Source organism: Pseudobutyrivibrio ruminis CF1b, from assembly GCF_000424005.1.
In the GTDB taxonomy this organism is placed as follows: Bacteria; Bacillota; Clostridia; order Lachnospirales; family Lachnospiraceae; genus Pseudobutyrivibrio; species Pseudobutyrivibrio ruminis_C.
Map to the genome: position 1 here is coordinate 86,780 of NZ_AUJB01000009.1, position 14,224 is coordinate 101,003.

A 14,224-nucleotide genomic window follows, 5' to 3' on the forward strand; every position below is an offset into this window, starting at 1 on the left:
ATAACTGTTGTGCAACACTGTCGCCATGAGTGATGTAAGTATAGAACGTCATTTACAAAAGGCGGAAATTAAGTAAAGAGACATAATAAAGCAGGGGGAAGAATAATGAAACTATTAATTCATGACTACAGTAGGGATGAATGGGAGAAAGTTGCCTCGGATTACGAAGGCTGGAAGGTTATTGCAGATGATGGTAGCATAAAACCATGCACTGGTTGCTTTGGATGTTGGCTCAAAACTCCAGGTCAGTGCGTCATAAAAGATGGCTATGATCAGATGGGGAAGCTTATCCATGAGGCAGAGGAAATTCTTGTTATCAGCAAGTACACCTACGGAGGCTTCAGTGGTTTTGTAAAGAATGTGTTCGATAGAAGTATCGGATATTTGTTACCTTTTTTCCGTTTCTACAAAGGGGAAATGCATCACAAACCAAGATACAGAGAGCATAAGAAGATGACCTTCGTTTTCAGAGGAGTTGGACTTACTGAGGATGATAAGATTAAAGCAAGGAAATACGTAAAGGCTGTGGCTACAAATCTACATGCAAAGATTATAGATGTCAGATTTGAGGAATGTCAGATAGATGTCGTGGCAGAGCAAACAAAAAAGATAGTGACTGTGGGAAAAACGATTCTACTCAACTGTAGTCCGCACGGAGAAAATGCCAATTCTAAGAAGTTTCTGGATGTAATCGCAGGAGAGTTGGAAGGCGATGTGACAAACATTAACTTATCGTCTTATGTGAATAAGTTAGATGAGCTTGCGGATACTGTAATGTCTGCAGAAAAGTTAGTTCTCGGCATGCCTTTGTATGTAGATGGTATTCCATCTTTGGTAGTAAGAATGATGGAACATTTGGAAAAACAAGGTATTTCCAATAAAAAAGTTTATGTTGTGGCTAATATGGGATTCTATGAGAGTAAACAGCTTGAGAATCTTATGAGTATGGTTAGAGATTGGTGCGATGTGTGCGGTATAGATTATTGTGGTGGTACTGCCGTCGGTGCCGGCGGAATGATGGGCGCAGTAATAAAGTATGGAAGTAATGGCCCAGGCAAAAATGTGTATGAAAGCCTTGTAACACTTAGCGAGAAGATTTCTAAATCTGAACCTATATCAGATGTTTATACCAATGCTAATAAATTCCCACGTTTCCTCTATTTTCTTGAATGTAATTCCAGAATGAGGAAGGGAATGAAGAAAGCCATATAGGAGTTGAATTATAAAACGATGCAATAACAAGCAATATATAAGGAGGATGTTATGGTTAAACATGTAATTCTATGGGTATTGAAGGAAGAGTATTCTGCTGAAGAGAAGGCTAAGATTAAAGCTGAAATCAAGGCAGGGCTTGAAGGACTTAAGGGCCAGATTCCAGGTCTTATTGAAATTAAAGTTAACACAGAAGGACTTGCAAGCTCAAATGCAGACCTTATGTTGGATTCAACTTTTGAGGATGAGGCAGCTCTTAAAGTATATGCTACACATCCAGCTCATGTAGCAGTAGCTGACGGAAAGGTTCGTCCATTTACAGCATCAAGAGTATGCTTGGATTATGAAGTGTAAGGATTAAAAAGGGAGCCAACCGGCTCCCTAAAATTTTACTTATCGGAATATTCTTTGAGTTTGTCTGCATTGATGTTTCCGGAATTAATAGTATTTGCAACCCACAGCTTGAGCGCTTCGACTGTATGGTCAATCTGGTCGAGCTGTTTTTGTATATGTACGAAATCAGGAATCTCGTCATCTGAAACAATGCCGTCGGCTGTAATTTCAATGAGACGATCCTTTTGTTTATCTAAAGAGTTTAAAGCTGAAAGCATACCAAGTACGATTTCTGAAAGAGAAGAAACTTTTACTTCAGGAACGGACTCCTTACCAATGCGACACTCGTGTGTGCAGTAGTAGTTGCAAAGCTCTGGTTTCTTATATGCAGCAGCCATATCTACAACATCCTCTGGATATATAGAAGCTTTACCTGTCTCAAGTTTCTCGAGGCGGCTTTCGCTGATTGTGCCAATGAGTTCACTAGCCTGTGCACGTGTAAGGCCAGCAGCCTCTCTACTTTCAAAAAAGATATTCTTGTCGTCCTTAATTGACTTTCTGCCCATGTAAACCTCCGTTATTACAAAAAATTTAGGTATATTATATCTATTTTTTCTATTCAGCGAAATAGATTATGTGTATTTACTATAATAAAGATATATTATTTTATAAAAGGAAGATAGAATGTAATCAATAAAACAAACCTGAACAGGTCGAAACTATTAACGGTTTTTCAAATAAGGAGTGAAAGTTATGTTTACATTATTATTTTTTGTATTATTCTTTATGGTTTTTGGAAAGATGATTGGATTCGCTTTTAGAGCTACATGGGGACTTACAAAAATCTTATTTTCAGTAGTATTTCTTCCACTTATTTTAATCGGTTTAGTATTTGGTGGTTTACTTTACATCGCATTTCCGGTATTACTTGTAGTAGGACTAGTAAGTTTAATCGCAAACGCATAAATTAAACAGAGGGGTTTGAACGGATGAAGGAGCGAAGCATAAAAGAAATAGTCCAGTTACAGACTAAGTTCTTTAGAAGCGGCAGCACCAGAGACATTGAATACCGAAAGCAGATGCTGACCAAGCTGGAAGAAGGTATTCGTGCTCATGAGAATGATTTGTACGAAGCATTTCAGGAAGACTTGGGGAAGTCGAAGGCTGAAAGCTATATGGCAGAGATTGCCCAGGTTTTAGGTGAGCTTGGATACATAAGAAAGCATTTGAGGAAATGGGCGAAGCCAAAGAAAGCACCGGCAACATCTGGTACATTTCCAGGAAAGAGCAGGATATACATGGAGCCATACGGAGTAGTTCTTGTATTGGCGCCTTGGAATTATCCTGTCTTTCTTGCGTTTTCTCCAGTTATCGGAGCGATTGCAGCAGGCAATACTGTAGTTTTGAAATGTTCCAAGAGCAGCCCTAACTGCGCCAGGGTAATCCGACAGATAATTAGTGAGTCACTTCCAACAGAACTTTGCTACCCAACTGAGGCGGAAATCGGTTATGACGAGGTATTGGATCAGGATTACCAGTACATCTTCTTCACAGGAAGTCCAAGGGTAGGAAAGCAGATTATGGAAACAGCTTCCAAGAGGCTGATTCCTGTGTCCCTGGAGCTTGGCGGAAAGAGTCCATGTATAGTGACGGACTCGGCCAATATAAAACTTGCAGCTAAACGAATTATTTGGGGCAAGCTGTTGAACGCTGGACAGACCTGCATTTCTATTGACTATATTTTGGTAGATAGAAAGGTGAAAGATACATTAGTATTGGAGCTTAAAGCTGAAATTGACAGAACCTACGGAGCTCCTCTGATGAATAATGATTATCCGAAGATTGTTTCAGACCATCATTTCAACAGGCTGATGAACCTTATTGAGGAAGAGCGAAAGCTTGGTAAGGTAATAGGAGGCGATGGCCTGGCAAGCAAACGAAAGATAGAGCCGGCCATTGTCACAGAGGCTGATTTCACACATCCATCTATGGAAGAGGAAATCTTTGGACCTATTTTACCTGTGATAGCCTACGATAATCTGGATGAGGCTGTGGAAGAGGTAAATGACAGACCACATCCTCTTGCTACATATATATTTACCGAGGATGCAAGCCTAGCAAAAAGTTTAATTAAGAGACTTCCATTTGGAGGAGGATGCGTAAACGATACTATTCTACATATTGCAAATCACCATATGCCATTTGGAGGAGTGGGAAATAGTGGAATGGGCAATTATCATGGGTATTATAGCTTCAGAACATTTACTCATGAAAAGAGCGTTTTCTGGGGTTCAACCAAAATCGATGTACCTATCCGATATGGTCCATTAGATGATAAAAAATGGCAGTTTTTGAAGAAGTTCATATAGTTTCAGATCCGGCCAGAGAGGGTGTCCATTTTTATGGGCACCCTTTTGATTTAGAATTCTAAGCATAGAAAACAGAGGAATTGAAAGGAGGCTTTTATGGATAAAAACATTAAGCTTTATATAGATATGGATGGGTGTATTGCCAAGTGGAATTCAGAGGCGTCTATCGAGGAGACTTTTGAGCCGGGATATTTTGCAGGGCTTGAGCCTGAGGAGAATTTGATTACAGCGGTGAAGCTCCTTTCTGAGGAGTATGATGTTTCTATCCTTTCTGCAGTTTATCAGGATAATCATTCTATTGGTGATAAGCTGGCATGGCTAAAGAACAATGGCCTGGGATATTTAGAAATTATCTTTGTGCCTTACGGTGAGTCTAAGCAGAAGTATATAGATCATGAATACACATCCATCCTTATAGATGACTACTCGAAAAATCTGGAGGAGTGGGTTATGTCTAAAAACTGCTTTGGCATAAAATTTCTTAATGGAATAAATGCTACAAAGGGCCAGTGGACAGGCTTTATGGTATCGGGAAAGATGAATTCACAGGCGTTATTTACGACGATAAATGGAATTGTTAAGGAGATTGCAGCAGCATAATATTCATTGACATTACGCAATTAAATTAAGTAAAATAAAACATAGGAAGTCATATTATTTTGACAGTAAAAGGAGGATTTTAAAATGGCAGTAAATAAGTACGCAGGCACAAAAACAGAAAAGAATCTTTGGGAGGCTTTTGCTGGAGAGTCAATGGCTAGAAATAAGTATACATACTTCGCTTCAGTAGCTAAGAAGGCAGGCTATGAGCAGATTGCAGCTTTATTCTTAAAGACAGCTGACAATGAGAAGGAGCATGCTAAGCTTTGGTTCAAGGCCCTTGGTGAGGTTGGTACTACAGAGGAGAACCTTCTTCATGCAGCAGAGGGCGAGAACGCTGAGTGGACAGATATGTATGACAGAATGGCTAAGGAAGCAGAGGAAGAAGGCTTCCCAGAGCTTGCAGCTCAGTTCAGAGGTGTTGCAGCTATCGAGAAGGAGCATGAGGAGAGATATCGTAAGCTTCTTCACAATGTAGAGGCTATGGAAGTATTCAAGAAGAGCGGTGTTACAATGTGGGAGTGCCGCAACTGTGGTCACATCGTAGTTGGAACAGAGGCTCCACAGGTATGTCCAGTATGTAAGCATCCACAGGCTTACTTCGAGGTAAGAGAGCAGAATTATTAAGATAGATTTTTAAAGTCAAAATTGCTTTAAAAAACTGTCGAAAACAGTAACACTTAGAGGCAAAGTAATATATAATGGGCGAGTGATGGGTTTTACTGTCGCTCGCCTTATTTTTTATTAATGAGGCAGGTGAAAACAGGGCTCATTAGTAAAAGGGAAAAGGTAATATAAATGAAAAAATACGAACAGAAATCCGCTCCTATTTGCGAAGCGTTGGAGCGATTCAGACGAAGGAGAGTAGTACCCTTCGATGTTCCTGGCCACAAGCGTGGAAGAGGTAACCCTGAGCTTGTAGATTTGCTGGGAAAACAGTGTGTTGGATTGGATGTAAACTCTATGAAGCCACTGGATAATTTGGGACATCCCGTTTCTGTTATTAAAGAGGCAGAGGAGCTTACTGCTGATGCGTTTGGGGCGGCTCATGCCTTTCTTATGGTCAATGGTACCACCAGTTCAGTGCAGACTATGATTTTGTCAGTTTGCAAAGCTGGAGATAAAATTCTCATTCCGAGAAACGTCCATAAGAGTGTAATCAATGCCATGGTGCTTTGTGGCGCTGTGCCGGTATATGTAGAGGTAAAGGTTAATCCAGAGATTGGAATCGCCCTCGGTGTTGAGGTAGAAGAGGTGCGAAAGGCCATGGATGCAAATCCAGATGCAAAGGCCATCCTTATCAATAACCCTACCTACTATGGCATTTGTTCAAATTTGAAAGAAATAGTAAAGATTGCCCATGAGCACGGGATGAAAGTTCTTGCTGATGAGGCTCACGGAACACATCTTTATTTTAATGATAATTTACCAATATCGGGAATGGCTGCGGGAGCGGATATGGCAGCTGTTTCCATGCATAAATCTGGCGGAAGTCTTACTCAGAGTTCCATCCTTCTTTGCGGAGAAAATATGGATGCGGAATACGTTCGTCAGATTATAAATCTTACTCAGACTACCAGCGCTTCTTATCTGTTGCTGTCTAGTCTTGATTTGTCGCGAAGAAATCTGGCTCTCAGAGGTGAGGAGTCCTTTGAGAAGGTTGCTCGCATGGCCGAGTATGCCCGTAGCGAGATTAATGAAATCGGTGGCTTCTATGCTTACGGCAAAGAGCTTATAGATGGCGACAGTGTTTACGATTTCGATGTTACCAAGCTTTCTATTTATACTCAGGGAATTGGTCTTACAGGAATCGAAGTTTATGACCTTCTAAGAGACGAGTATGACATTCAGATAGAGTTTGGAGATATCGGAAATATCTTAGCTTACATTTCTATTGGAGACAGAATCCAGGATATCGAGCGACTTGTTGGAGCCCTGGAGGACATTAAGCGTCTTTATGAAAAGGATTCAAGCGATTTGTACTGCGGTGAGTTTATCCAGCCGGAGAATGTCATGACTCCACAGCAAGCCTTTTACGCTGATAAGGTGCAGCTACCTCTTCACGAGACAGACGGTAAAATCTGCGCCGAGCTTGTAATGTGCTATCCACCAGGTATCCCTATTTTGACACCTGGCGAGAGGATTACGAAGGAAATCATCGAGTATATTGATTTCGCCAAGGAAAAGGGTTGTAGCCTTCAGGGTACTAAGGACCCAGATGTTGAGCTGATTAGCGTAATTAAGGAGAAGTGATGGATTTTTGGTTTTCACAGATGGAAACGGAGCACGTTAAGACGAGCATCCGTGTAAATAAACAGTTGTACAGCGGTCAGAGCGAGTACCAGCGCATCGATGTTTTCGAGACACAGGAGCTGGGAAAGATGATTGTGCTGGATGGTGAGATTATCTTCTCAGAGGCAGATGAGTTCATCTACAACGAGATGGTAGTTCACGTGCCAATGGCAGTGCATCCTTGCGTAAAGCAGGTACTTATCATTGGTGGAGGTGATGGCGGTGTTGCCCGCGTACTCACACAGTATCCTGAAATCGAGCACATTGATGTGGTTGAGCAGGATGAGAAGTTCGTTGAAATCAGCAAGGAGTTTTTCCCTGAGACAGCAAAGGGATTTGATGATGAGCGAGTTACAGTCACAAACATGGACGGTCTCAGATTCCTTCGCCGATGCAGAGATAAATACGATTTGATTATCAACGATACAACAGACCCATTCGGATATGCAGAAGGTCTTTTCACAAGAGAGTTCTACGGAAGCTGCTTCAGAGCCCTCAAGGAAGACGGTATCATGGTATATCAGCACGGAAGTCCTTTCTATGATGAGGACGAGGAAGCATTCAGAGCTATGCATCGCAAGGCTTACAAGAGCTTCCCTATTAACAGGGTTTACCAGGCCAACATTCCTACCTGCCCATCAGGTTACTGGATGTTTGGATTCGCTTCAAAGAAGTATCATCCGCTAAAGGATTTGGATACAAAGCGTTGGAAGGCCAGAGATTTACAGACCTGGTATTACACAACAAATCTTCACAAGGGAGCCTTCATGCTTCCTAGATACGTGGAAGACTTATTGGTAGAAGAAGAGAAAGCAGCAAAAAAAGAATCAAAGGAAAATATTGAATAATTAGGAGAGTATTAAAATGGCAAGATTATTAATTATTGGTTGTGGCGGAGTAGCACAGGTTGCAATTTCAAAGTGCTGCCAGAACAGCGATGTTTTTGAGGAGATTATGATTGCGAGCCGCACAGTTTCTAAGTGCGAGGCAATGAAGGAAAAGCTCCAGGACAAGACTAAGACAGTTATCAAGACAGCTCAGATTGACGCTGATGATGTAGAGGCACTTACAAAGCTTATTAAGGATTATGCTCCAGATGCAGTTCTTAACGTAGCACTTCCATATCAGGATCTTACAATCATGGATGCTTGTCTTGCAGCAGGTGTTGATTATATCGATACAGCAAACTACGAGCCTGAGGATACAGATGATCCAGAATGGAGAGCAATCTATGAGAAGAGATGCAAGGACCTCGGTTTCTCAGCATACTTCGATTACAGCTGGCAGTGGGCATACGAGGATAAGTTCAAGGATGCAGGCCTTACAGCCCTTCTTGGAACAGGCTTCGACCCAGGTGTAACATCAGTATTTGCAGCATATGCTAAGAAGCACTATTTCGATGAGATTCATACAATCGATATCCTTGACTGCAACGGCGGTGACCACGGATATCCATTTGCCACAAACTTCAACCCAGAGATTAACCTTCGTGAGGTTTCTGCTCCTGGTTCATACATGGAAAATGGTAAATGGATTGAGATTCCAGCAATGAGCATCAAGAGAGAGTATGATTTTGACGGTGTTGGAATGAAGGATATGTACCTTCTTCACCACGAGGAGATTGAGGCACTTGGCCGCAACATGCCAGAAGTTAAGAGAATTCGTTTCTTTATGACATTTGGTCAGAGCTACCTTACACACATGAACTGCCTTGAGAATGTAGGAATGCTTAGCACTACACCTATTAACTTCAACGGTCAGGAAATCGTGCCTATCCAGTTCCTTAAGGCTCTTCTTCCAGACCCAGCATCACTTGGTCCAAGAACAGTTGGTAAGACAAACATTGGATGTATCTTTACAGGTATCAAGGATGGTAAAGAGCGTTCTATCTATATTTATAATGTATGTGATCATCAGGAGTGCTACAAGGAGGTTGGTTCACAGGCTATCTCATACACAACTGGTGTACCAGCAATGATTGGTGCTATGATGGTAGTAACAGGTCAGTGGAAGAACCCAGGTGTATTCACAACTGATGAGTTCGATCCAGATCCATACATGGAAGCACTTAACAAGTGGGGCTTACCATGGAAGGTAGTAGAGAACCCAGTTCTTGTAGATTAATTAAAGCGAGGAAATAGATGTTATTATCTCAGGTGGAAACACCCTCATACATCATCGATGAGGGAAAGTTAATAAAGAATCTAAAGGTTTTAGAAAGGGTGCAGCAGGAGGCAGGTTGCAAAATTCTGCTGGCCCAGAAGGCCTTTTCCAACTTCTGCGTTTATCCTTTGATAGGCCAGTATCTTGCTGGAACTACAGCCAGTGGCCTATATGAAGCTCGCCTTGGTAAGGAGGAGATGGGCAAGGAGAATCACGTTTTTGCCCCAGCATACAAGGAAGCTGATATGGATGAGCTGGTAAAGCTTTGCGACCATATTATTTTCAATTCAGTGGCACAGCTGATGAAGTACAAGGATAAATGTCTTAAAGCAGGTGTTTCTATCGGACTAAGAGTTAATCCTGAGTGCTCTACTCAGGGTGACCATGCCATTTATGACCCTTGCTCAAAGGGGTCAAGACTTGGTGTTACTCTTTCAAATTTGCAGCAGGCTATCGAAAATAATCCTGATGTTTTGAAGGGAGTAGATGGTCTTCATTTCCATACTCTCTGCGAGCAGAACAGCGATGATTTAGAGACCACGATTGAGGTCGTAAAAGAGAAGTTCGGACAGTATCTGAACAAAATGAGCTGGATTAATATGGGTGGAGGACATCATATTAGTCGCGAAGATTATGATGTAAATCGCCTGATTCGCATCATAAAAGACGTAAAAGAGACCTATGATGTTGATGTATATCTGGAGCCGGGAGAGGCTATTGCCTTGAATGCAGGTTATTTGATGACGGAGGTTTTGGATATCGTTGACAATGAAATAAAGACATTGATTTTAGATACATCTGCAGCTTGTCATATGCCAGATGTTTTGGAAATGCCATATCGCCCACCTCTTATGAATTCATATGAGTGGGACAAAAAGCCTTATAAATACAGGCTTAGTTCTTATACCTGTCTGGCAGGAGATATCATCGGCGACTATTCGTTTAATCGGGAGATTAAGGTAGGAGACCGACTTGTATTTGAAGATATGGCTATATATTCAATGGTTAAGAATAATACCTTTAATGGCATTCCTCTTCCTAGCATCTATTTGCAGAAACAGGACGGAGACTGCCAGTTAATAAAGAAATTTGGATATGAGGATTTCAAGAATCGTCTGTCCTAGTGGGGGCTTATGATTAGTACACCAAAAGCAGATAAATTTTATATGCCTGCTGAGTATGCAAAGCACCGTGGATGCGTGATGATTTGGCCGGTAAGGCCAGGTTCGTGGCCATATGGCGGTTTGCAGGCGAAGGCAGTATTTTCTCAGATAGCAATAGCTATCGCTGAGAGCGAAGAAGTATGGATGCTGGCTGATGAGGCTCACATTCACGAAGTGGAGGAGACCTTTGAAAAATGGCCTAATATCCACCCTCTCCAGATAGAGACAAACGATGCGTGGGCTAGAGATGTAGGGCCAACATGCGTGGTAAATGGCAGTGAGGTCAGAGGAATAGACTGGGAGTTCAATGCATGGGGCGGAGAATTCGATGGTCTGTATGCTCATTGGGAAAAGGATGATGCAGCAGCAGCTCAGATATGTGAAGCCCTAGGAATGGAGTGCTATAATGCTCATCCATTCGTATTAGAGGGAGGCAGCATCCATGCCGATGGAGAGGGCACAGTGATTGTCACAGAAGCTTGTCTTTTAAGCAAAGGGCGCAACCCACAGATGTCAAAGGAGCAGATTGAAAATCAGCTGAAGGAATATCTTGGAGCTGAAAAAGTAATATGGCTTCCATCAGGCATCTACAATGACGAGACCAACGAGCACGTGGACAATGTGTGCGCATTTACAGGGCCAGCTACAGTAGTACTGGCATGGACGGATGATGAAAGTGATCCTCAGTATGAGATGAGCAAAGCGTGCATTGAAGTGCTTGAAAAAGAAACAGATGCCAAGGGAAGAAATTTCACTGTTCACAAGCTTCCTATTCCTAAAAATCCTGTTTGTATCACTGAGGAGGAGCTTCAGGGATACGAATTCGAAGAAGGGGAAGATGTTCGCGAAGCCGGCGAAAGATTAGCAGCCAGCTATGTGAATTTTTACATATCAAACGGGGGAATTATCCTGCCTCAGTTTAACGATGAAAATGATAAGGTGGCGGTGGAAATTCTTGGAAAGCTTTTTCCAGAGAGAAAGATTTACCCAGTGTATGCCAGAGCCATAATAGTAGGCGGTGGAAACATTCACTGCATAACTCAGCAAATTCCAGCAGGAGAATAACTATGAGAAAAGTTACAGTAGCAGCTATCCAAATGCGCTGCACAACCGTTGTTTCAGAAAATTTAGCAAAGGCAGATAAAATGGTACGTGAAGCAGCAGCTTCAGGGGCACAGATTATCCTGATTCCAGAGCTTTTCGAGCGCCAGTATTTCTGTCAGGAGCGTCAGTACGAATACTATGCTTTTGCAAAATCAGTAGAAGAAAACGACGCAGTAAACCACTTCAAAAAAGTAGCAAAAGAGCTTTCAGTAGTTATTCCTGTAAGCTTTTATGAGAAGGATGGAAATGTGCTTTATAACTCTGTAGCTATTATTGATGCAGACGGAGAAGTGCTTGGAGTATATAGAAAGAATCACATCCCAGACGACCATTTCTATCAGGAGAAATTTTACTTCACACCTGGTAACACAGGCTTCAAAGTTTGGGATACAAAATATGCAAAGATTGGTGTGGGAATCTGTTGGGATCAGTGGTTCCCAGAGACAGCAAGAGCTATGGCTGTACAGGGCGCAGAGCTTTTATTCTATCCAACAGCCATCGGCAGTGAGCCTATTCTTGAAAGTGACAGCATGCCGCATTGGAGACGCTGTATGCAGGGACATGCAGGAAGCAATCTCATGCCAGTAATAGCTGCAAACAGAATCGGCCTTGAGGAGGTAAAGCCTAGCAAGGAAAACGGTGGACAGGAGTCCAGCCTGAATTTCTACGGCAGCTCATTTATGACAGACGAGACAGGAGCAATCCTCGAGGATGCTTCCAGAGATAAAGAGCAGGTGCTTGTTCACACCTATGATTTAGATGAAATAGCGGTAAACCGTCTGAGCTGGGGTATTTTCAGAGACAGAAGACCAGACTGCTACGGAGATATTTGTAAATAAGGAGGCATACCATGAAGATTGTATTTTTGGACAGAAAGACAATTGGTGAAGATATAGATTTATCAGGATTTGAACGCTTTGGAGAGGTAGTAATCTACGATTATTCAGCTCCAGAAGAGGTGCCTGCAAGAGTAGAGGATGCAGATGTAATCATCCTTAACAAAGTACTTATAAACGAGGCTACAATCGGCACAGCAAAGCAGCTTAAGCTTGTTTGTGTTACAGCTACAGGAACAAACAACCTTGATAAGGATTACCTTGCAAGCAGAGGAATTGAGTGGAGAAATGTAGCAGGCTATTCTACAGAGGCAGTTGCTCAGCATACATTTTCACTTGCATTTTATCTTCTTGAGCATCTTAGCTACTATGATGAGTACGTTAAGAGCGAGAAGTATGTTAACGACAGAATGTTTACCCACTTTGAAAAGCATTTCCATGAGATCTCAGGAAAGACCTGGGGTATCATCGGACTTGGTGCAATTGGAAGCCGTGTCGCAGAGATAGCAAAGCTTTTTGGAGCAAATGTAATTTACTATTCAACAAGCGGACGCAATCATTCAGATATCTACAAAGAGGTGGATTTTGACACATTGTTATCCACATCTGATGTGGTATCTATCCACGCTCCACTTGATGAAAACACAATGCATATCATCGACAAGGTAGCTCTTTCAAAGATGAAGAAGAATGCTATCCTCATCAATGTGGGAAGAGGTCCAATCATTGTGGAAAAAGATCTTGCAGAAGCGCTTGAATGTGGACAAATTGCAGCAGCTGGATTGGACGTTCTTGATGTGGAGCCAATGTCACCAGAGAATCCACTTGTTAGAATTAAGGACAGCACAAAGCTTCTTATCACACCACATATCGCATGGGCAGCAGTAGAAGCAAGACAGCGTCTTATGAAGATTATTGAGGGACAGGTAGAAGAGTTCCTTAAATAAGGAGTCTATTGTTTAGCACTAAAAAGGAGACTGGCACTATGGGAAATGTTTTTAGAGACGAAACTAAGAAACTCGGTTTTGGTTTGATGCGTCTGCCTATGATAGAGGGCAAGGATGAAATCGACATCGAGACAATGAAGCAGATGGTAGATTATTTCATGGAGCAGGGCTTCACTTATTTTGATACGGCATGGATGTACTGCGGTTTCAAGAGTGAGGATGCTATAAAGGTAGCTCTTGTGGACAGACATCCACGTGAGAGCTTTACCCTTGCTACAAAGCTTCACGGAGGTTTCTTCAATAAGCCTGAGGAGATGGATGAAATCTTCAATACGCAGCTTAAGAAGACTGGCGCAGGATATTTTGATTATTATCTCATCCACGATGTAGGAGAGGATCACTACAAGAAATACACCAAGATGGGTTCTTTCGAATGGCTTGCAAAGAAGAAAGAAGCAGGCCTTGTAAAGCACATGGGCTTTTCTTATCACGACGGAGCAGATCTTTTAGACAGAATTCTTACTGAGCATCCTGAGGTGGAGTTTGTTCAGCTTCAGCTTAATTATCTTGATTGGGATAGCGAGGCTATTCAGTCACGTAAGTGCTACGAAGTGTGCGTGAAGCATGGCAAACCGGTTATTGTTATGGAGCCTGTAAAGGGTGGTACCCTTGCAAACGTTCCACCAGCAGTGGAAAAGCTTTTCAAGGATTACAACAGTGAGGCATCTATACCTTCATGGGCTATCCGTTTTGCAGCTACACAGCCTAACGTAAAGATGGTTCTTTCAGGCATGGGTAACATGGACATGATGAAGGATAACACATCTTACATGAAGGACTTTAAGCCTCTTTCAGATGAAGAACTTTCTCTTGTAAAGAAGGCTGTTAATATTATTAACGAGAGCATCGCCATCCCATGTACTGCATGTGCGTACTGCGTGGATGGCTGTCCAAAGAACATTCCTATCCCTAAGTACTTCTCACTTTATAATGCAGAAAAGCAGGAGTACGCAGGCAAAGGATTTACACCACAGGGTGGTTATTATCATCGTCTTGCACAGACTCACGGTAAGGCAAGCGACTGTATCAAGTGCGGAAAGTGCGAGAAGATTTGCCCTCAGCATCTTCCAATCAGAGAGCATTTGGAAGCAGTAGCAAAACAGTTCGAGTAAAAAGTCATAACTGCTTCATCATTTCTTCAAACT

General features: G+C 42.1%; 15 protein-coding genes. 14 read left to right on the forward strand and 1 reads right to left on the reverse strand.

The annotated features are described in order from the left end of the window. The first annotated feature begins 105 nt into the window (after positions 1–105). Positions 106–1,212, forward strand: coding sequence for a flavodoxin family protein (locus G592_RS17695; protein WP_051194802.1), 1,107 nt, complete (start codon positions 106–108; stop codon positions 1,210–1,212). Positions 1,213–1,263: 51 nt separating this feature from the next. Continuing rightward, entirely contained in the window at positions 1,264–1,566 is a 303-nt protein-coding gene (locus G592_RS0107010) for a Dabb family protein (RefSeq protein ID WP_028247196.1), read from the forward strand. A gap of 35 nt (positions 1,567–1,601) precedes the next feature. Here G592_RS0107010 and G592_RS0107015 read toward each other — a convergent pair whose 3' ends face one another. Continuing rightward, on the reverse strand, positions 1,602–2,111 hold the full coding sequence (locus G592_RS0107015; protein WP_028247197.1) for a helix-turn-helix domain-containing protein: 510 nt from the start codon (positions 2,109–2,111) through the stop codon (positions 1,602–1,604). A 187-nt stretch (positions 2,112–2,298) separates the two neighbouring features. On the opposite strand from G592_RS0107015, the gene G592_RS0107020 reads away from it, so the two are divergent. From G592_RS0107020 to G592_RS0107075, 12 genes are all read left to right on the forward strand, one after another. Next, positions 2,299–2,511: a hypothetical protein gene (locus tag G592_RS0107020; protein WP_028247198.1), complete on the forward strand. Its 213-nt coding sequence runs from the start codon at positions 2,299–2,301 to the stop codon at positions 2,509–2,511. A gap of 23 nt (positions 2,512–2,534) precedes the next feature. After that, positions 2,535–3,914 (forward strand): aldehyde dehydrogenase, encoded by a 1,380-nt coding sequence (locus tag G592_RS0107025; RefSeq protein WP_028247199.1) that lies wholly within the window; start codon positions 2,535–2,537, stop codon positions 3,912–3,914. A 96-nt stretch (positions 3,915–4,010) separates the two neighbouring features. Beyond that, positions 4,011–4,514 carry a 5' nucleotidase, NT5C type gene (locus G592_RS0107030; RefSeq protein ID WP_028247200.1) on the forward strand — a complete coding sequence of 168 codons (504 nt, stop codon included), beginning with the start codon at positions 4,011–4,013 and terminating at the stop codon, positions 4,512–4,514. A gap of 84 nt (positions 4,515–4,598) precedes the next feature. Beyond that, entirely contained in the window at positions 4,599–5,141 is a 543-nt protein-coding gene (gene rbr, locus G592_RS0107035) for a rubrerythrin (RefSeq protein WP_028247201.1), read from the forward strand. Positions 5,142–5,312: 171 nt separating this feature from the next. Beyond that, positions 5,313–6,767: an aminotransferase class I/II-fold pyridoxal phosphate-dependent enzyme gene (locus tag G592_RS0107040; protein ID WP_028247202.1), complete on the forward strand. Its 1,455-nt coding sequence runs from the start codon at positions 5,313–5,315 to the stop codon at positions 6,765–6,767. Beyond that, positions 6,767–7,654, forward strand: coding sequence for a polyamine aminopropyltransferase (speE, locus tag G592_RS0107045; RefSeq protein WP_028247203.1), 888 nt, complete (start codon positions 6,767–6,769; stop codon positions 7,652–7,654). The genes G592_RS0107040 and speE overlap by 1 nt, the downstream gene beginning before the upstream one ends. Before the next feature lie 16 nt (positions 7,655–7,670). Beyond that, positions 7,671–8,930 (forward strand): saccharopine dehydrogenase family protein, encoded by a 1,260-nt coding sequence (locus G592_RS0107050; RefSeq protein ID WP_028247204.1) that lies wholly within the window; start codon positions 7,671–7,673, stop codon positions 8,928–8,930. 17 nt (positions 8,931–8,947) lie between these two features. Beyond that, on the forward strand, positions 8,948–10,093 hold the full coding sequence (gene nspC / locus G592_RS0107055) for a carboxynorspermidine decarboxylase (protein WP_028247205.1): 1,146 nt from the start codon (positions 8,948–8,950) through the stop codon (positions 10,091–10,093). 9 nt (positions 10,094–10,102) lie between these two features. Beyond that, positions 10,103–11,197 carry an agmatine deiminase gene (aguA, locus tag G592_RS0107060; protein ID WP_028247206.1) on the forward strand — a complete coding sequence of 365 codons (1,095 nt, stop codon included), beginning with the start codon at positions 10,103–10,105 and terminating at the stop codon, positions 11,195–11,197. 2 nt (positions 11,198–11,199) lie between these two features. Next, complete coding sequence (aguB, locus tag G592_RS0107065) at positions 11,200–12,075, forward strand: N-carbamoylputrescine amidase (protein ID WP_028247207.1); 876 nt, start codon at positions 11,200–11,202, stop codon at positions 12,073–12,075. An 11-nt stretch (positions 12,076–12,086) separates the two neighbouring features. Beyond that, complete coding sequence (locus G592_RS0107070) at positions 12,087–13,019, forward strand: D-2-hydroxyacid dehydrogenase (protein WP_028247208.1); 933 nt, start codon at positions 12,087–12,089, stop codon at positions 13,017–13,019. A 38-nt stretch (positions 13,020–13,057) separates the two neighbouring features. Beyond that, entirely contained in the window at positions 13,058–14,191 is a 1,134-nt protein-coding gene (locus G592_RS0107075) for an aldo/keto reductase (RefSeq protein ID WP_028247209.1), read from the forward strand. Positions 14,192–14,224 lie beyond the last annotated feature (33 nt).